The organism is Streptomyces sp. NPDC050856, from assembly GCF_040653855.1.
Lineage (GTDB): Bacteria > Actinomycetota > Actinomycetes > Streptomycetales > Streptomycetaceae > Streptomyces.
This window is the reverse complement of sequence record NZ_JBFAGV010000002.1, coordinates 328,267-347,333: the sequence shown is the minus strand read 5'-3', so window position 1 is coordinate 347,333 and position 19,067 is coordinate 328,267. Positions and strand designations below refer to the sequence as shown.

At 73.5% G+C, this 19,067-nt stretch carries 11 protein-coding genes; 7 read left to right on the top strand and 4 right to left on the bottom strand.

The window, feature by feature from the left end; all coding sequences use genetic code 11:
* Positions 1-182: 182 nt before the first annotated feature.
* A complete protein-coding gene (locus AB0H53_RS03375; RefSeq protein ID WP_362106389.1) occupies positions 183-827 on the top strand; it encodes a superoxide dismutase in 645 nt (214 codons plus the stop codon).
* Positions 828-991: 164 nt separating this feature from the next.
* Here AB0H53_RS03375 and AB0H53_RS03370 read toward each other — a convergent pair whose 3' ends face one another.
* Entirely contained in the window at positions 992-1,624 is a 633-nt protein-coding gene (locus AB0H53_RS03370) for a disulfide bond formation protein DsbA (protein WP_362106386.1), read from the bottom strand.
* Between the two features lie 134 nt (positions 1,625-1,758).
* Between AB0H53_RS03370 and pepN (AB0H53_RS03365) the strand changes: the two genes are divergently transcribed.
* The 5 genes from pepN (AB0H53_RS03365) (at position 1,759) to pepN (AB0H53_RS03345) (ending at position 12,828) form a co-directional block, all read left to right on the top strand.
* Positions 1,759-4,323, top strand: a complete 2,565-nt coding sequence (gene pepN, locus AB0H53_RS03365) for an aminopeptidase N (RefSeq protein WP_362106384.1) — start codon at positions 1,759-1,761, stop codon at positions 4,321-4,323.
* Positions 4,324-4,487: 164 nt separating this feature from the next.
* Entirely contained in the window at positions 4,488-5,474 is a 987-nt protein-coding gene (locus tag AB0H53_RS03360; RefSeq protein WP_362106381.1) for a hypothetical protein, read from the top strand.
* Positions 5,475-5,656: 182 nt separating this feature from the next.
* The gene (locus AB0H53_RS03355) at positions 5,657-8,974 is read left to right on the top strand and encodes a S8 family serine peptidase (protein ID WP_362106378.1); all 3,318 of its coding nucleotides are present in this window, start codon (positions 5,657-5,659) and stop codon (positions 8,972-8,974) included.
* Positions 8,975-9,129: 155 nt separating this feature from the next.
* Positions 9,130-10,158 carry an aspartate-semialdehyde dehydrogenase gene (locus AB0H53_RS03350; RefSeq protein WP_362106375.1) on the top strand — a complete coding sequence of 343 codons (1,029 nt, stop codon included), beginning with the start codon at positions 9,130-9,132 and terminating at the stop codon, positions 10,156-10,158.
* Positions 10,159-10,266: 108 nt separating this feature from the next.
* A complete protein-coding gene (pepN, locus tag AB0H53_RS03345; protein ID WP_362106372.1) occupies positions 10,267-12,828 on the top strand; it encodes an aminopeptidase N in 2,562 nt (853 codons plus the stop codon).
* A 375-nt stretch (positions 12,829-13,203) separates the two neighbouring features.
* Here pepN (AB0H53_RS03345) and AB0H53_RS03340 read toward each other — a convergent pair whose 3' ends face one another.
* From AB0H53_RS03340 to AB0H53_RS03330, 3 genes are read right to left on the bottom strand one after another with little or no spacing between them, the layout of a single operon-like run.
* Positions 13,204-13,431, bottom strand: coding sequence for a hypothetical protein (locus tag AB0H53_RS03340; RefSeq protein WP_362106369.1), 228 nt, complete (start codon positions 13,429-13,431; stop codon positions 13,204-13,206).
* 20 nt (positions 13,432-13,451) lie between these two features.
* On the bottom strand, positions 13,452-15,545 hold the full coding sequence (gene malQ, locus AB0H53_RS03335) for a 4-alpha-glucanotransferase (protein WP_362106366.1): 2,094 nt from the start codon (positions 15,543-15,545) through the stop codon (positions 13,452-13,454).
* Entirely contained in the window at positions 15,546-15,776 is a 231-nt protein-coding gene (locus AB0H53_RS03330) for a hypothetical protein (RefSeq protein WP_362106363.1), read from the bottom strand. It lies immediately after the preceding gene.
* Positions 15,777-16,091: 315 nt separating this feature from the next.
* Between AB0H53_RS03330 and AB0H53_RS03325 the strand changes: the two genes are divergently transcribed.
* The gene (locus tag AB0H53_RS03325; protein ID WP_362106360.1) at positions 16,092-19,049 is read left to right on the top strand and encodes a beta-N-acetylglucosaminidase domain-containing protein; all 2,958 of its coding nucleotides are present in this window, start codon (positions 16,092-16,094) and stop codon (positions 19,047-19,049) included.
* The last annotated feature ends 18 nt before the right edge of the window (positions 19,050-19,067 follow it).

Genomic DNA, 19,067 nt, shown 5'->3' with positions numbered 1-19,067 from the left:
CACGAACCGACAAACTCGCCATCGCCTACCAGGCCGCACTCCACCTCGCCGCCATCCTGATCTGGACACGGCACTGACCAAGGAGACAGAACCTAGGTCCAAGGGATGACCGGCTCCCCCGGCTTGCTGCTGTTAGCCTGCACCTGCATAAGATGTGCAATAAGCAGTCGGAGGGCTCGGACATGGCGATCTACACACTTCCTGAACTTCCGTACGACTACGCGGAACTCGACCCGGTCATCAATCCCCAGATCATCGAGCTGCACCACGACAAGCACCACGCCGCTTACGTCAAGGGCGCGAACGACACCCTGGAGCAGCTGGAGGAGGCCCGCGACAAGGAGCAGTGGGGCTCGATCAACGGCCTGGAGAAGAACCTCGCGTTCCACCTGTCGGGCCACATCCTGCACTCCATCTACTGGCACAACATGACCGGCACCAGGAACGGCGGCGGCGGCGAGCCGCTGGCGGCCGACGGCGTGGGCGAGCTCGCCGACGCCATCACCGAGTCCTTCGGCTCCTTCGCCCGGTTCAAGACCCAGCTGTCCAAGGCCGCCGCCACCACCCAGGGCTCGGGCTGGGGCGTGCTGGCGTACGAGCCGGTCAGCGGCCGGTTGATCGTCGAGCAGGTCTACGACCACCAGGGCAACGTCGGCCAGGGCTCGGTGCCGGTCCTGGTCTTCGACGCCTGGGAGCACGCCTTCTACCTCCAGTACAAGAACCAGAAGGTCGACTTCATCGACGCCATGTGGCAGGTCGTGAACTGGCAGGACGTGGCCAAGCGCTACGCCCGGGCCAAGGAGCGCACGCCGCTGATCGCCCCCTGACCGGGGAGCGGTGAGAACGCCCTGCTCGTGATCGTCTTCTCAGCCTTCACCGGGCAGGCGGAAAAGAGGAAGTGCCCCGCGAGGACGTGACTCGCGGGGCACTTCCGCACCCGCGCACGGGACGGGCCGGCCCGTGCCCGTACCGGCCGGACGGGGGGGAGCGGTCAGCCGAAGACGGGCCCGGCGGTCCTGGTGCGCTTGATCTCGTAGAAACCCGGCGTCGAGGCCACCAGCAGCGTTCCGTCCCACAGCCGGGCCGCCGCCTCGCCCCGGGGGGCCGGGGTGACGACCGGGCCGAAGAAGGCGACCTCCTCGCCGCCCGGCCCCGGGACCGCGATGACCGGGGTGCCGACGTCCTCCCCGACCTTGCCGATGCCCTCCTTGTGGGAGGCGCGCAGCTCGGCGTCGTAGGTGTCCCGGTCCGCGTACTCCAGGAGCGAGGCGGGCAGGTCCGCGTCCCGCAGCGCGGCGGCGACGGCCTCCCGGGTGGCGCCCATGCCCTCGTTGTGGAAGCGGGTGCCGAGCGCGGTGTACAGCCGGCCGACGACGTCCTCGCCGTGCAGCAGCCGGGCGGCGGTCACCACCCGGACCGGCCCCCAGGCCTGGCTGCCGAGCAGCTCGCGGTACTCCTCGGGGAGCTCGTCGAGCTTGTCCTCGTTCAGCACGGCCAGGCTCATCACGTGCCAGCGCACGTCCACCGGGCGCAGCCTCTCCACCTCCAGCATCCAGCGGGAGGTCAGCCACGCCCAGGGGCACATCGGGTCGAACCAGAAATCGGCGGTGATCCTTTCGGACATGACTCTCCTCTTGGGGTGGTGGTGCGCCTCGACCGGCCAGCGTACGGCGGGGCCGGGGAATTCCCGCATGCCGTCCGTCAGCGGCACATGGGAGGATCACTCCTGTTTCCCGACGTGCCACGAAGGAGTAGCCCGTGCCCGGTGAGAATCTGTCCCGCGACGAGGCCCGCGAGCGGGCCGAGTTGCTGTCCGTCGACGGGTACGAGGTCGCGCTCGACGTGCGGTCCGCCGTCGGGGAGAGCGCGTCGGAGCAGCGGACCTTCCGCTCGGTGACCACGATCCGGTTCCGCAGCGCCGTGCCGGGGGCCGCCACCTTCGTGGACCTGATCGCTCCGTCCGTCGACGCGGTGACGCTCAACGGGCGGGAGCTGGACGTGGCCGCGGTCTTCGACGGCGCCCGGATCGCCCTGGAGGGCCTGCGGGAGGAGAACGTCCTGGTGGTGGACGCGCGGTGCGCGTACAGCAGGACCGGCGAGGGGCTGCACCGGTTCGTCGACCCGGAGGACGGCGAGGTCTACCTCTACACCCAGTACGAGCCGGCCGACGCGCGGCGGGTCTTCGCCAACTTCGAGCAGCCCGACCTCAAGGCGCCCTTCCGGTTCACCGTGACGGCACCGGACGACTGGTCGGTGTGGAGCAACGGCGCCGAGGAGTCCCGGGAGGGCCAGGTGCGGTCCTTCGCGCGGACCGAGCCGATCTCCACGTACATCACGGCCGTCGTGGCCGGGCCGTACCACTACGTCACCGACACCTACCGGCGCGGTGAGCTGGAGATCCCGCTCGGCGCGATGTGCCGCAAGGGGCTGGCCAAGCACTTCGACGCGGACGACGTCTTCCTCATCACCAAGCAGGGCCTGGACTTCTTCCACGACAACTTCGACTACCCCTACCCCTTCGGCAAGTACGACCAGGCCTTCGTGCCCGAGTACAACCTCGGCGCCATGGAGAACCCGGGCATGGTCACCTTCCGCGAGGAGTACATCTACCGCGGCAAGGTGACGCGGGCGGCGTACGAGCGGCGGGCCAACGTCATCCTGCACGAGATGGCGCACATGTGGTTCGGCGACCTGGTCACCATGAAGTGGTGGGACGACCTGTGGCTGAAGGAGTCGTTCGCCGACTTCATGGGCTCCTTCTCGCTGGCGGAGGCGACCCGGTTCACCAACAGCTGGGTGACCTTCGCCAACAACCGCAAGGCCTGGGCGTACCGGGCCGACCAGCTGCCGTCCACGCACCCGGTCACCGCCGACATCCGGGACCTGGAGGACGCCAAGCTCAACTTCGACGGCATCACGTACGCCAAGGGCGCCGCGGTGCTCAAGCAACTGGTCGCGTACGCGGGGCGGGAGGCGTTCCTGGAGGGCGCCCGGCGGTACTTCAAGCGGCACGCGTACGGCAACACCCGGCTCGACGACCTGCTGTCCGTCCTGGAGGAGACCTCCGGCCGGGACATGAGGACCTGGTCCCGGGCCTGGCTGGAGACCTCGGGCGTCAATGTGCTGACACCGGCGGTGACGTACGACGCGGCCGGCCGGATCACCGAGCTGGCCGTGGTGCAGGAGGGCGAGCCGCTGCGCCCGCACCGGGCGGCGGTCGGGCTGTACCGCCTGACGGACGGCGAACTGGCGCGGTACGCCCGCGCGGAGGTGGACGTCACCGGCGGGCGGACGGTGGTGGCGGAGCTGGCGGGCGCCGAACGGCCCGCGCTGGTGCTGGTCAACGACGACGACCTGACCTACGGCAAGGTCCGCCTGGACGAGGGTTCGCTCAAGACGCTGCGGGCGCACCTGGGCGACATCACCGACCCGCTGGCCCGGGCGCTGTGCTGGTCGGCGCTGTGGAACATGACCCGTGACGCGCTGATGCCGGCCCGGGACTTCCTGTCGCTGGTGCTGGACTTCGCGGGCCGCGAGACGGACATCGGCGTGCTCCAGATGCTGCACGCCTGGGCCCGGTCCGCGCTGACGCACTACGCGGCGCCGCAGTGGCGCGAGGAGGGCGGCCGGCTGCTGTCGGCGGGTGCGCTCAAGGAGCTCCGGCTGGCCGGTCCGGGCAGTGAGCACCAGCTGACCTGGGCGCGGTTCCTCGCGGCGACGGCGACCACGGACGCCGACCTCCAGCTCCTGGAGGGCCTGCTGGCGGGTACGGCCCGGATCGACGGGCTGGACGTCGACCAGGAGCTGCGCTGGTCGTTCCTGGAGCCGCTGGCCGCGCACGGCCGTGCGGACGAGGCGGCCATCGCGGCCGAACTGGCCCGCGACGACACCGCCTCCGGCAAGCGCCACCAGGTGCGCTGCCTGGCGGCCCGGCCGTCCGCCGCGGTGAAGGCCCAGGCGTGGGCGCAGGTGGTGGAGTCCGAGGCGCTGTCCAACGCGCTGGTGGAGGCGACGATCGCGGGCTTCGTCCAGCCGTCGCAGCGCGAGCTGCTCGCGCCGTACACCGAGAAGTACTTCGCGGCGATCGAGCGGGTGTGGGCGGACCGGTCCATCCAGATCGGCATGGACGTGGTGCGGGGCATGTTCCCGGGCCTGCAGGACGCCCGGCCCGCGCTGGAGGCGACCGACGCCTGGCTCTCCGCCCACGAGTCGGCGCCCCCGGCGTTGCGCCGGCTGGTCCTGGAGGCCCGCGACGACCTGGCCCGCGCGCTGCGCGCTCAGGCGTGCGACGCGGCGGCGGATCGGGCGCCGACGGCGGGCTGACGCCCGACGCTCCCGTCGGCACGGCTGTGACCAGGGGCCCCGGAATTTTCCGGGGCCCCTGATCGGCAGTCGAACGGCTGTCCTTTAGGACGAGGCTGTCCCGGATTGTCGACGGCTGTGTAACAGCGGTTAGCCCGTGGCGGGTCGGCGGGAAACCCGGCAGCATGACCAACACCCCGCTCTCCCCCCGTCCCCTCTCCCACCTCGCCGAGGCGCGGCGGCGCGTGATGTCCGCCGCGCAGCTGCGGGCCCATGGTGTGTCCGCCGCCGAGGTCGACGCGCAGTGCCGGCCCGGCGGCCCCTGGCAGCGGCTGCTGCCGGGGGTGTACCTGCTCCATCCCGGGCCCCCGACCAGTGAGGAGCGGCTGCGGGCCGCGCTGCTGTACGCCGAGCGCCGGCCCGGCGACGGGCAGGTGATGATCACCGGGCTGGCGGCGCTCGCGCTGCACCGGTTCACCGCCGCTCCCCCGCTGCCGTCCCTGAACCGGATCGACGTCCTGGTGCCGGGCACCCGGCGGCTGCGGTCCACCGGCGCGGTACGCGTGGTGCGCGCCCAGGAGCTCCCGGTGGCCCAGGAGGTCACCACCCTGCCGGTCGCCCCGGTGGCCCGCGCCCTGGCCGACGCCATCGGACCGCTGGGGGACGCCCACGCGGTGCGGCGGCTGCTGAGCGAGGCGGTGCGCGCCGGGCACTGCGAACCGGCGGCGGTGGTGCGCGAGCTGCACCGGGGCCGGCTGCTGACCCGCCCCCACGTGATGGACGCGGTGGACGCCCTGCTCGCCGAGGGGCGGGCGCTGGCCGAGGACCGGCTGTACCGGATGGTCCGCTCCCACGGGCTGCCGGAACCGCTGTGGAACGTGGACCTCCGGCTGCCCGGCGGCCCCTTCCTGGGCGGCGTGGACGCCTACTGGCCCGACCACGCCGTCGCGGTGGAACTGGACGCCCGCGCCCCCCACCAGGACGACGAGGTGACCCGGACCGAGTGCGCCCGCAAGCGCGAGCACCTGGACCGGATCGGCATCACTCTGGTGCACCTCGCGCCCAGGAAGCTGCGGGAGGCGCCCGACCAGCAGGCCGTGGTGGTGCGGACGGCCCTGATGGCGGCCGGCGACCGGTCACCGGCCGCGTACGTGGTCGTGCTGCCCCGGTGAGCCGGCCGCCGGGGTGAGTCGTCCGGGTTCGTTCCCGATGGCGGGGAGTGCACAGTGGCGGGTTCCCGCCATGGCGGTATCCCGGCTCCGCCAACCCTCCCCAAACACGGGTCATTTGCGACAGGCTGAGCGGTCATCCGGCACCGAATTCCGGACCGTGTCTTTCACCAACAGGGATGCTGATGACCACCCCCGAATCTCAGAGCCCCATATCCGGGGGCTCGACCCCCGGGCACAGACGGGCGGCCCGCGTGGCCGCCGCCGCCGGCCTGGTGGCCGCGCTCGTGGCGGCCGGTACGGCCCCCGTGCTCGCCGCCGACGGCCCGGCGGGCACCGAGCCCGTCAAGGCGTCGGCCGACAAGCTGGGTTCGGCCGACGCCGACCTGCTGGCCGAGGCCCAGGCGCAGGGCGAGAAGACCGTCACCGTCATGGTGGCCACCGCGCCGGGCGCGACCGAGCAGGTCGCCGCGCAACTCGACGCGGTCCACGGGGCCTCCGTCGGCCGGACGTACGACAAGCTGGGCTATGTGCGGGCCACCCTGCCCACCGCCCGCGCCGAGGCGGCCCTCGACGCGGCGGCCGCGCTCCCCAGCGTGCACGGCATCGACCTCAAGCACGAGATCGCGCTGGACGACCCGACCCCGTCCGCCGACCGCGCCGGGGCCGCCCGCACCGCCGCCACCGCCGGCGCGTACCCCGGCCCCGACGCCAGGACGCCCGCGAAGAACCCGTACAACCCGTCCTTCGAGACCGGCGCGGTCGACTTCGTCGCCAAGCACCCGAAGTTCGACGGCCGGGGCGTGACCATCGGCATCATGGACTCCGGCGTCGACCTGGGCCACCCCGCGCTGCAGAGGACCAGCACCGGTGAGCGCAAGATCGTCGACTGGGTGACGGCCACCGACCCGATCACCGACAACGACGGCACCTGGCGCGCCCAGATCACCCCCGTCGACGGGCCCACCTTCACGGCCGCGAGCCGCACCTGGACGGCGCCCGCCGGGAAGTACCACTTCAGCCGGTTCTCCGAGGCGATCACCGCCAACGGCGACATGAAGGGCGACGTCAACCGGGACGGCGACACCACCGACGTCTGGGGTCTGCTGTACGACCCGGCCGCCGGCACCGTCCGGGTCGACCTGAACGGCAACGCCGACTTCACCGACGACGCCGCGATGAAGCCGTACAAGGACGGCCACCAGATCGGGTACTTCGGTACGGACAACCCGGCCACCGAGGTGGCCGAGCGGATCCCGTTCGTCATCGAGGTGCGCAAGGACGTGCCCATGGACCCGCTGGGCGGGACCTGGGTGGGCAAGAAGGCCGACTTCGTCAACGTCGGCATCATCGAGTCCGAGCACGGCACCCACGTGGCCGGCATCACCGCCGCCCACGGCCTGTTCGGCGGCAGGATGGACGGCGCGGCGCCCGGCGCCAAGCTGGTCTCCTCGCGCGCCTGCTCCTGGAGCGGCGGCTGCACCAACGTGGCGCTCACCGAGGGCATGGCCGACCTGGTCATCAACCGCGGCGTGGACATCGTCAACATGTCCATCGGCGGCCTGCCCGCGCTGAACGACGGCAACAACGCCCGCGCCGAGCTGTACACGCGCCTCATCGACGAGTACGGCGTCCAGCTCGTCATCTCGGCGGGCAACGAGGGCCCCGGCACCAACACCATCGGTGACCCCGCCCTGGCCGACAAAGTGATCTCGGTCGGCGCCGCGATCTCCAAGGACACCTGGGCCGCCAACTACGGCTCCGAGGTCGAGAAGAAGTACGCGATGTTCAACTTCTCCTCGCGCGGCCCGCGTGAGGACGGCGGCTTCGCCCCGACCATCTCCGCCCCCGGCTCGGCCATCAACACCATCCAGACCTGGCTGCCCGGCGCGCCCGTCGCCGAGGCCGGTTACCGGCTGCCCGCCGGGTACGGCATGCTCCAGGGCACCTCGATGTCCTCGCCGCAGGCGGCGGGCGCGAGCGCACTGTTGCTGTCGGCCGCGAAGCAGAAGAACATCGACCTGCCGCCGGCCGATCTGCGCACCGCGCTGACCAGCACCGCGAAGAAGATCAGCGGGGTGGCGGCGCACGAGCAGGGCTCCGGCCTGATCGACGTCGTCGGCGCCTGGAAGGCGATCCGCGCGGGCGCCACCGCGCACGAGTACACGGTCAAGGCACCGGTCGACACCGCGATCGACTTCGCGCTGAAGACCCCCGGCTTCGGCACCGGCCTGTACGACCGCGAGGGCGGCCTGAAGGTCAAGCAGAAGAAGACCTACGACGTCACCATCACCCGTACCACCGGCCCGGACGGGCCCGTCCGGCACGAGCTGGACTGGAAGTACAACGACGGCACCTTCGACCTGCCCGGCCCGGGCTCCGTGGTGCTGCCGCTGAACAAGCCGGTCACGGTGAAGGTGACGGCCAAGGCCCTCTCCGCGGGCGCGCACAGCGCGATCCTGGAGGCGGACGACGTCCGCACCGAGGGCGTCGACAAGCAGATCCTCACCACCGTGGTCGCCGCCAAGGAGCTGGCCAAGCCGTCCTACGCGTTCGCCACGACGGGCTCGGTGCAGCGCAACTCCTCGAAGTCGTACTTCGTGACCGTGCCGCAGGGCGCCAAGTCCCTGGAGGTCACGCTCGGCGGGCTGAAGGGGCAGAGCCAGACCCGGTTCATCTCCGTCCACCCGTACGGTGTGGCCGTCGAGGACACCGCGTCCAGCGTGTGCTACCCGAACTACAACCCGGCGAACACCTGCCGCCCCGACCTGCGCTCGTACGCCGACCCGCAGCCGGGCGTCTGGGAGATCGAGGTCGAGTCCCGCCGCACGTCCCCCGAGCTGGACAACCCGTACAAGCTGGGTGTGACGGTGCTGGGCGCGGCCTTCGACCCGGCCGTCAGGACCGTCCCCGAGGCGAAGGTCGGCACGCCCGCCGCGGTCGACTGGAAGGTCACCAACACCTTCGCCGCCGTCGACGGCAGGCTGAGGGGCGGTTCGCTGGGCTCCGCCAAGGTCGCCGCTCCGACGATCGGCAACCACGAGCAGCAGACCAGCACGGTCACCGTCGGTGAGGGCGTCGAGCGCCTCGACGTGGCGATCGGCAACACCTCCGACAAGGGCGCCGACCTCGACCTGACCGTCCTGAAGGACGGCAAGCAGGTCGGCCAGTCGGCGGACGGCGACTCCGAGGAGTCGGTCACCCTGACCAAGCCGGCCGCCGGTACCTACACGATCGTCGTGGACGGCTACGCGGTCCCGGCCGGGACGACCACGTACGACTACAAGGACGTGTACTTCTCGTCCGCGCTCGGCACGGTCGAGGTCGACGAGGCCAAGGCCGTCCCCCTGGCGAACGGCGCGACCGCGCAGGTGGGCGCCGAAGTGCTGGTCAACGGCCCGGCTCCGGAGGGACGGCAGTTCTTCGGTGAGGTACGCCTGGTCAACGCGCGCGGCACCACCGCGGGCAGCGGCAGCGTGGTGATCGGCAAGGTCACGCAGTAGCGCTTCCGGTACGAAGGGTGAGGGCGGGCGTCCGGTGGGCGCCCGCCCTTTTCCGTGCCGCTTCTCATCCCCCGGACAATGGATTGGACAAGGTTGCCCAGGAGAGACGCATGATGGGTCGGCACCAGGCCCGCAAGCACGTACGGAGGAGTCCCGTGAAGGTCGGAATCGTCGGAGCCACCGGTCAGGTCGGCACGGTCATGCGCAAGATTCTCGCCGAGCGGAACTTCCCGGTCGAGAAGCTGCGGCTGTTCGCCTCCGCCCGCTCCGCGGGCTCCACCATCGAGTGGGGGGGCGAGGGGATCACCGTCGAGGACGCCTCCACCGCCGACTACTCGGGGCTGGACATCGTGCTGTTCTCGGCCGGCGGCGCCACCTCCAGGGCGCTCGCCGAGAAGGTCGCCTCGCAGGGCGCCGTCGTGATCGACAACTCCTCCGCCTGGCGCCGGGACCCCGAGGTGCCGCTCGTCGTCTCCGAGGTGAACCCGCACGCGGTCAAGGACCGCCCCAAGGGCATCATCGCCAACCCGAACTGCACCACGATGGCCGCGATGCCGGTCCTCAAGCCGCTGCACCGGGAGGCGGGCCTGTCCGCCCTGGTCGCCACCACCTACCAGGCCGTCTCCGGCTCGGGCGTGGCCGGTGTCGCCGAGCTGCGCACCCAGGCGTGCGCGGTGGCGGAGAAGGCCGACGAGCTGGCCTTCGACGGTGAGGCCGTGGCCTTCCCCGAGCCCGCCGTCTACCGGCGTCCGATCGCCTTCAACGTGGTGCCGCTGGCCGGCTCGATCGTGGACGACGGCTCGCACGAGACCGACGAGGAGCAGAAGCTCCGCCACGAGTCCCGCAAGATCCTGGAGATCCCGGAGCTGAAGGTCTCCGGCACCTGTGTGCGCGTGCCGGTCTTCTCCGGCCACTCCCTCCAGGTCAACGCCCGCTTCGAACGTCCCATCAGTGTGGAGCGCGCCTACGAGCTGCTGAAGGACGCCGAGGGCGTGGAGCTGTCCGAGATCCCGACCCCGCTGCAGGCGGCCGGCAAGGACGTCTCCTACGTGGGCCGCATCCGGGTGGACGAGACGGTCGACAACGGCCTGGCGCTGTTCCTGTCCAACGACAACCTCCGCAAGGGCGCGGCGCTGAACGCCGTGCAGATCGCGGAGCTGGTGGCGGCGGAGCTGAACGGCTGACACCGGTACGGGTACGAAGGAGGCGGTCACCGACGACGGTGGCCGCCTCCCGCGCTTCCCGCCGTGGAAGGATGGCCGCGAAACGTCCGATACGGAGGAGATGACCGGGTGCCTGGCACGAACCTGACCCGTGAAGAGGCCCAGCGGCGGGCAAAGCTGCTGACCGTGGACTCGTACGAGATCGATCTCGATCTGAGCGGCGCGCAGGAGGGGGGCACCTACCGGTCCGCGACCACGGTGCGCTTCGACTCCGCCGAGGAGGGGGCGGAGACCTTCATCGATCTGGTGGCGCCGGCCGTGCACCGGGTGGTGCTCAACGGCGAGCCGCTGGACGCCGCCGAGGTCTTCCGCGACTCGCGGATCGCGCTCCCCGGCCTGCGCGAGGGCCGCAACGAGCTGACGGTCGTCGCCGACTGCGCGTACACCAACACCGGCGAGGGCCTGCACCGGTTCGTCGACCCGGTGGACGACCAGGCCTACCTGTACACCCAGTTCGAGGTGCCGGACGCGCGGCGGGTCTTCGCCAGCTTCGAGCAGCCCGACCTCAAGGCCACCTTCCGGTTCACCGTGAAGGCGCCGGCCGGCTGGTCGGTGATCTCCAACTCGCCGACGCCCGAGCCGAAGGACGACGTCTGGTACTTCGAGCCGACGCCGCGCATCTCGACGTACGTCACGGCGCTGATCGTGGGCCCGTACCACAGCGTGCACAGCAGGTACGAGAAGGACGGCCAAGTGGTGCCGCTGGGCATCTACTGCCGTCCGTCGCTGGCCGAGTACCTGGACGCCGAGGCGATCTTCGAGGTGACACGGCAGGGCTTCGACTGGTTCCAGGAGAAGTTCGACTACGCCTACCCCTTCGCCAAGTACGACCAGCTCTTCGTGCCGGAGTTCAACGCGGGCGCGATGGAGAACGCGGGCGCGGTCACCATCCGCGACCAGTACGTGTTCCGCTCCAAGGTGACGGACTCGGCCTACGAGACGCGCGCCGAGACCATCCTGCACGAGCTCGCCCACATGTGGTTCGGCGACCTCGTCACCATGGAGTGGTGGAACGACCTGTGGCTGAACGAGTCGTTCGCCACCTTCACGTCGATCGCCTGCCAGGCCGACGCGCCGGGCTCGCGGTGGCCGCACTCGTGGACCACGTTCGCCAACTCGATGAAGACCTGGGCCTACCGGCAGGACCAGCTCCCCTCGACCCACCCGATCATGGCGGAGATCGGGGACCTGGACGACGTCCTGGTCAACTTCGACGGCATCACCTACGCCAAGGGAGCCTCGGTCCTCAAGCAGCTCGTCGCCTACGTGGGCGAGGACGAGTTCTTCCGGGGCGTCCAGGCGTACTTCAAGCGGCACGCCTTCGGCAACACCCGGCTGTCCGACCTGCTGGGCGCGCTGGAGGAGACCTCCGGCCGGGACCTGAAGACCTGGTCGAAGGCGTGGCTGGAGACCGCCGGCATCAACGTCCTGCGCCCGGAGATCTCCGTGGACGCGGACGGCGTCATCACCTCCTTCGCGGTCCGCCAGGAGGCCCCGGCGCTGCCGGCCGGCGCCAAGGGCGAGCCCACCCTGCGCCCGCACCGCATCGCGATCGGCCTGTACGAGCACCGGGACGGCTCCCTGGTCCGTACCGACCGGATCGAGCTGGACGTCGAGGCGGCCGGGCTGACGGCCGTGGACGCGCTGATGGGCAGGCGGCGGCCGGCGGTCGTGCTGCTCAACGACGACGACCTGTCGTACGCCAAGGTGCGCCTCGACGAGGAGTCGCTGCGGACCGTCACCCAGCACCTGGGGGACTTCACCGAGTCGCTGCCGCGCGCCCTGTGCTGGGCGTCGGCCTGGGACATGACCCGGGACGGCGAGCTGGCCACCCACGCCTACCTGGAGCTGGTGCTGTCGGGCATCTCCAAGGAGTCCGACATCGGCGTGGTGCAGTCCCTGCACCGCCAGGTGAAGCTGGCCCTGGACCTGTACGCGGCGCCGGAGCGGCGCGAGGCGGCGCTGGCGCGCTGGACCGAGGCGACGCTGGCCCACCTGCGGACCGCCGAGCCCGGTGGCGACCACCAGCTCGCCTGGGCCCGCGCGTTCGCGGCGACCGCCCGCACCCCGCAGCAGCTCGACCTGCTGACGGGCCTGCTGGAGGGCAGCGAGACCATCGAGGGCCTGACCGTCGACACCGAGCTGCGCTGGGCGTTCGTGGAACGGCTGGCGGCCACCGGTGTCTACGACGAGGCGGAGATCGCCACCGAGTACGAGCGGGACCGGACGGCGGCGGGTGAGCGGCACGCGGCCACCGCGCGGGCGGCCCGGCCCACCGAGGAGGCCAAGGCCGAGGCGTGGGCGTCGGTCGTGGAGTCCGACCACCTCCCGAACGCGGTGCAGGAGGCGGTGATCGCCGGCTTCGTCCAGACCGACCAGCGCGAGCTGCTCGCCCCGTACGCGGAGAGGTTCTTCGCGGCGGTCAAGGGCGTGTGGGAGTCCCGCTCCCACGAGATGGCCCAGCAGATCGCGGTCGGGCTCTACCCGTCCCTCCAGGTCTCGCGGGCCACGCTGGACGCCACGGACGCCTGGCTGGCGAGCGCCGGACCGAGCGCCGCACTGCGCAGGCTGGTGTCGGAGTCGCGGGCGGGCGTGGAGCGCGCGCTCAGGGCCCAGGCGGCCGACGTCTAGGGCGATCGGCACATCGGCGGGGGCGCGCCCCCGCGTCACCCGCGCGACGCGGCGGCCCCGGTCCCGGGGGTGCCGCGTCGCGCGCGTTCCGCGCCGCGCGCGGCACCGGCGCGACGGCCGTGCCCGCCGCCACCATGGCCGGGATGCGCCGTCCGTCCGGCCGGACGGCGGGCGGGCCGGGGGGCCGGCCACCGGGGAACGCGACCGCCCGGGTGGTCGCGGGCGACCACCCGGGCGGGTCGGCGGAGCACACGGCCGGCGGGGCGGCCCCGCCCCGGCGGGCGCGGTCGCGCCGGCAGGGAGGACCGGCGGGCGCGCACGACCGTCGGCGGGGGCCCGCGCGCCCCGCGTGGGGCGGGCCGGGCCCCGGGGGCGTCAGACCTTCTTGGACTTGTCGAGCACCATCACCAGACCGGCGATCACCAGGAACAGCACGATCGGGGCCGCGACGTACAGGCCGAGCGTCTCGGCCACGCTCAGGCCGGATCCCGGGTCGTCACCGTCGTCGCGGGTGAGCGCGAGCGCGGGGGACGACATGAGCAGCATCATCAGCGTCGTACCGGCCGCGACGGCGCCGGCGCGCAGGGTGTTCTTCTTGTCCACGCAGCAAACGTAGCGAACGCCTAGAGCAGCCGCGCGTCCGGGGGCCCCGTAGGAGGCGCCGTCCCGCGCCTCAGCTCGTCCATCAGGGCGTGCAGCCGGGGTGAGACGGCCAGCTCCTCCAGGGTGACGGGGCGTCCCCGGGCGTCGGAGAGGGGCAGCCGCCAGTTCGGGTACTGGTCCCAGGTGCCGGGCAGGTTCTGCGGACGGCGGTCGCCGACCGCGTCGGGCAGCCACACGCCGGTCATCCGCGCGGGGGTGCGGCGCAGGAAGCGGTAGACCGCCCGGATCTCGGCCTCCTCGTCACGCGGGCCGGCGGGCAGCAGGTCCAGTTCCCTCAGGTAGGCCAGCCACTCGGCGACCTCCTGGGCGTCCTCGTCCCGTTCCTCCTCCAGGGGCCGGGTCAGCAGTCCCAGGCGGTGGCGCAGCCCGACGTGCTCGCCGGTGAGGCGGGCGGCCGTGGAGGGCAGGTCGTGCGTGGTGGCGGTGGCCACGCAGTCCTCGCGCCAGGTCTCCGGGGGCAGCGGTCGCCCGGTGCCGGTCCAGTCCCGTTCGAACCAGAGCACGGACGTGCCGAGGACACCGCGCCGCTGGAGGGCCTCGCGCACGCCGGGTTCCACCGTGCCCAAATCCTCGCCGATCACGGCGGCGCCCGCGCGGTGGGCCTCCAGGACGAGGACGGCGAGCATGGCGTCGGCGTCGTAGCGGACGTAGGTGCCCTCGGTGGGTTCGCGCCCCTCGGGCACCCACCAGAGCCGGAACAGCCCCATCACGTGGTCGATGCGCAGGGCGCCCGCGTGCCGCAGCAGGCCGCGCAGCAGGTCCCGGTAGGGGGCGTAGCCGGAGGCGGCCAGCGCGTCGGGCCGCCAGGGGGGCAGACCCCAGTCCTGGCCGCGCGCGTTGAACGCGTCGGGCGGGGCGCCGACCGACATCCCGGCGGCGAAGGCGTCGGCCTGGGCCCACGCGTCGGCGCCGCCCGGGTGCACGCCGACCGCGAGGTCGTGCACGATGCCGATGTCCATGCCGGCGTCACGGGCGCCGTGCGCGGCGGCGGCGAGCTGTTCGTCGGTCAGCCAGGCGAGCCAGCGGTGGAAGTCGACCCGGTCGGCCAGCTCGTCGCGGGCCCGCGCGGTCCTGGCCGACCGGGGGTCGCGCAGGCCCGCCGGCCACTGGCCCTGGTCGGAGCCGTACCGCTCGGCGAGCGCGCACCAGGTGGCGTGGTCGGTCAGGGCCTGCCCCTGCTCGGCGCGGAACGCCCGGAAGGCCGCCGCGCGCCCGGGGCCGAGGGGCACCTGCCGCAGCAGCTCCAGGGCCTGCCGCTTGAGCACCCACACGGCGTCCCGGTCGATCAGGTCGCCCTTGCGCAGCACCCCTTCGCGCAGCTCCCCGGCACGCCCGGTGAGCGCGTCGAGTGCCGCGCGGTCCTCACCGCGCAGGTAGCCGGACTCCGGGACGTCCTCGATCCTCAGGTGGACGGGGTCGGGGAAGCGGCGCGAGGAGGGGCGGTACGGGGAGGGGTCGGTCGGTGTTCCGGGCACGGCCGCGTGCAGCGGGTTGACCTGGACGAACCCGGCGCCCAGCGCCCGGCCCGCCCAGCCGGCGAGCTCCCGCAGGTCGCCCAGGTCGCCCATGCCCCAGGAACGGGCGGACAGCAGCGAGTAGAGCTGGACCAGCACGCCGTACCCGCGCCCGGCGGGCTGGGGCACGCGGGCGGGCGCGACGACGAGCGCGCTGCGCGCGGTCCGCCCGTCGCGCGCGGCGGCCTCCAGCCGGTGGACCCCCAGCGGCAGCCGCTCCCACCGGGGCGTGCCCGAGACCTCGTCGCCGTGCTCGGTGGTGATCCGCAGCTCGGTGCCCGGCGGGAGCGCCGCCAGCGGGCGGGGCAGCTCCGGCGGGGCGCCCTGCCACAGGACCAGCGTCGGCGGGAGCAGCCGCCGGGCCCCGGCCGCCTCGGCGGCCGCCAGCGAGGCCTCGATCGCCTCGGGTGTCCCGGCGTCGACGTCGAGCGCGGCCAGGACCTCGGTCACGGTGATGTCGGGGACGGGGACCGTGACGCCGGCCGACGGGGCGTAGGCGGTGGCGACACCGTGCAGGGCGGCGAGCCGGGCAAGGGTCATTCAGGCTCCTGGGGACTCCGGTCCGCCGGCCGTGCCGTGCGCCGTCGGCTCGCTGGTGAGGGGGGTGAAGTCGGTGAGCGGGGGTTCGCTGGTGAGCGGAGCGGCGTCGGCGAGCGGGGGCTCGCTGGTCAGCGGGCCGGGACCCGGGTCCGCGAGCGGCGGAACACCGGCCCGGGGGCCCGGGACCTGTTTGGAGAGGGCGGAGAGCAGGAGCTGGGCGGACGCGGCCACGGGTGGCCTCCCTGTCAGGTGACGGCGGTGGGTCACAGCAGCCCTACCCACCGGGCGGCGCCGCATCCGCAGAACGTGATGTGGGTCACACCCGTTTGCCGGCGGGGAGCCGGCCGCCGCACCGGACCGGGGCGGCCCGGGCGCGCGGGGGCCGGTGCGGTCCGGCACGGCGGAGGTCCTCACCCCGGTGGGCATATACGACACAACGGCCACACACATTGACACCGTCGGCGACTCGGTGGTGGGCTCGAAGCCCACCGGTACGGCCACCGGCCAAGCTACCCGCAGGACAACGGAAGACGAGGGGAGACGCGCGTGCAGTCGGGACGCAGAAGGCTGACCGCGACAGCCGTCGCCGCAGCCGTGATCGGCGGACTGCTCGGCGCCGCGCCCGGCGCCCTGGCCGCGCCCGGCGGTCCCGGCCCGTCCGGATCCCCCGCCGGCGCGGCGCCCGGGGGCGACCGCGCCGCGCGACCGCCCGCCGTATGGCCCCGCCCCCAGTCGCTGCGGGCGGGCGGCGCCGCGATACCGCTCGGCGACGAGGTGACCGTCCTGGCGGACGGGGACGGGGGCGCCGACCCGCCCACGGTGGCCGCCCTCGGAGCCGTCCTGCGGGACGCGGGCGTGCGCAGGGTGAGCACCGGCCCGGACGGCGGGCGGGGACCCGTGGTGCTGCTGGGCGGCGACGGCGCGCGCGGCGCGCTGCGTGCCCTGCGCGTGCCCGAGCGCGCCGACCTGCCCTCCGGCGGCTACCGGATCGCCACCGGCCGGGTGGCCGGCCGCGACACGGTCGCCCTCGACGGGGTCGGGGACGACGGGCTGTTCCACGCCGTCCAGACACTGCGCCAGCTGATAACCGGCCGCGCGGTGCCCGGCGTCGTCGTGCGCGACTGGCCGGGCACGGCCGTGCGCGGCATGACGGAGGGCTTCTACGGACGGCCCTGGAGCCACCAGCAGCGCCTGGCGCAACTGGACTTCATGGGCCGCACCAAGCAGAACCGATACCTCTACGCCCCCGGGGACGACCCGTACCGCCAGGCCCAGTGGCGCGAGGCGTACCCGGCCACCCAGCGCGCGGAGTTCCGGGAGCTCGCCGAGCGGGCCCGGCGCAACCATGTGACGCTCGGCTGGGCCGTCGCGCCCGCCCAGTCGATGTGCCTGGCCTCCGACGGCGACGTGCGGGCGCTGCTGCGCAAGGCCGACGCGATGTACGCGCTCGGGGTGCGGGCCTTCCAGCTCCAGTTCCAGGACGCCAGTTACAGCGAGTGGCACTGCTCCCGGGACGCGGACGCCTTCGGCTCCGGCCCCGAGGCCGCGGCCAGGGCGCACGCGCGCGTGGCGAGCGCGCTGGCCCGGCACCTGGCCGACCGGCACCCGGACGCGGAGCCGCTGTCGCTGATGCCGACCGAGTTCTACCAGGACGGCGCCACCGCCTACCGCACGGCGCTGGCCGGGGAGCTGGACGACCGGGTCCAGGTGGCGTGGACCGGGGTCGGGGTCGTACCGCGCACCATCACCGGCCGGGAACTGGCCGGCGCGCGGGCGGCGTTCGAGCGGCACCCGCTGGTCACCATGGACAACTACCCGGTCAACGACTACGCGCAGGACCGCATCTTCCTCGGCCCGTACACCGGCCGCCAGCCGGCCGTCGCGGCCGGCTCCGCCGGCCTGCTGGTCAACGCCATGGAGCAGGCGTCCGCGTCCCGCATCCCGGTCTTCACCGCCGCCGACTACGCCTGGAACCCCAAGGGCTACCGCCCGCAGGAGTCGTGGCGGGCCGCGGTGGACGAGCTGGCGGGCGGTGACGCGCGGGCCGGGCAGGCGCTGGGCGCGCTGGCCGGCAATGACGCCTCGTCGATCCTCAGCCCCACCGAGTCGGCGTACCTGCGGCCGCTGCTGGCGGACTTCTGGCGGACCCGGGCGGGGGCGGGCGCGGCACTCCGCGACCGGGCGGCGCGCGAACTGCGCGCGGCCTTCACCGTGATGCGCGAGGCCCCGCAGCGGCTGGCGGGACCCGCGCAGGGCCGGCTGGACGACGAGGTGCGCCCCTGGCTGGACCAGCTGGCGCGCTACGGCCGGGCCGGCGAGAAGGCGGTCGACATGCTCCAGGCGCAGGCACACGGCGACGGCGCGGCGGGCTGGCGCGCCTCGCTGGAGCTGGAGCCGCTGCGCACGGAACTGAGGGCGAGCCCGGTCCGGGTGGGCCACGGCGTGCTGGACCCGTTCCTGGAACGGGCCGTGCGGGAGGCCGCGGCCTGGACGGGCGCCGCCCGCGCCGCCGGCACGGCCGTGCCCGGCGACGGCGCCCACACGGTGCGGCTGGACCGGCCCAGGCCCCTGGAGGCGGTCACGGCGATGACCGTGCCCCGCGGCGGTGCCGCCGGTGCCGGGGCGGGCACCGTCGAGGCCTACGTCCCCGGTGAGGGCTGGCGCCGGCTGGGCGCCCTGTCGCCGAGCGGCTGGACGCAGACGCCCGCGAAGGGACTGCGCGCCTCGGCGGTGCGGGTCGCCTGGAGCGGCGAGGCACCGGCCGTACGGGCACTGGTCCCCTGGTTCGCCGACGAGCCCCGGGCCCGGCTGGAGCTCGGCCGGGCCGAGGCGGACGCGGTGATCGGCGGGCCGCCGCTGCGGGTGGACGCGGTGCTGTCGGCCACGCGTCCGGGCGAGGTGCGCGGCGCGCTCACCGCGAAGGCCCCGAAGGGCGTCCGGGTCACCGTCCCCAAGCAGACCACCGTCCCGCGCGGTACGGCCGCCACCGTCACGGTCACGGTCACCGTCCCGGCCGGCACCCCGGCCGGCGAGTACCGGGTGCCGCTGTCGTTCGCGGGGGAGGAACGCGTCCTGACGGTCCGCGCGTACCCGGGGACGGGCGGACCCGACCTGGCCCGTACCGGCACCGCTTCCTCGTCCGGCGACGAGACCGCCGACTTCCCGGCCGGCGCCGCGGTCGACGGGGACCCCGGCACCCGCTGGTCGTCCCCGGCGGAGGACGGCGCCTGGTGGCAGGTGGAACTGGCCGCGCCGGCCCGGGTGGGACTGGTGGAGCTGCGCTGGCAGGAGGCGTACGCGGCCCGGTACCGCGTCCAGGTGTCGGCGGACGGCCGCACCTGGCGCACGGCGGCGACCGTCAGGGAGGGCCGGGGCGGGCACGAGGCGGTCCGCATGGACGCCCCGGGGACCCGTTTCGTCCGCGTCCAGGGCGACGCGCGCGCCACCCGGTACGGGTACTCGCTGTTCTCCGCCGAGGTGTACGCCGTACGGCCGCCGTCGTAGACACCGATGGCCCGGACC

What these genes read in the sequence shown, in the direction of transcription:
- AB0H53_RS03375 (WP_362106389.1), top strand. Translation starts at nt 183, where the DNA reads ATGGCGATCTACACACTTCCTGAACTTCCGTACGACTACGCGGAACTC.
- AB0H53_RS03355 (WP_362106378.1), top strand. Translation starts at nt 5,657, where the DNA reads ATGACCACCCCCGAATCTCAGAGCCCCATATCCGGGGGCTCGACCCCC.
- malQ (WP_362106366.1), bottom strand. Translation starts at nt 15,545, where the DNA reads ATGACCCTTGCCCGGCTCGCCGCCCTGCACGGTGTCGCCACCGCCTAC.
- AB0H53_RS03360 (WP_362106381.1), top strand. Translation starts at nt 4,488, where the DNA reads ATGACCAACACCCCGCTCTCCCCCCGTCCCCTCTCCCACCTCGCCGAG.
- AB0H53_RS03370 (WP_362106386.1), bottom strand. Translation starts at nt 1,624, where the DNA reads ATGTCCGAAAGGATCACCGCCGATTTCTGGTTCGACCCGATGTGCCCC.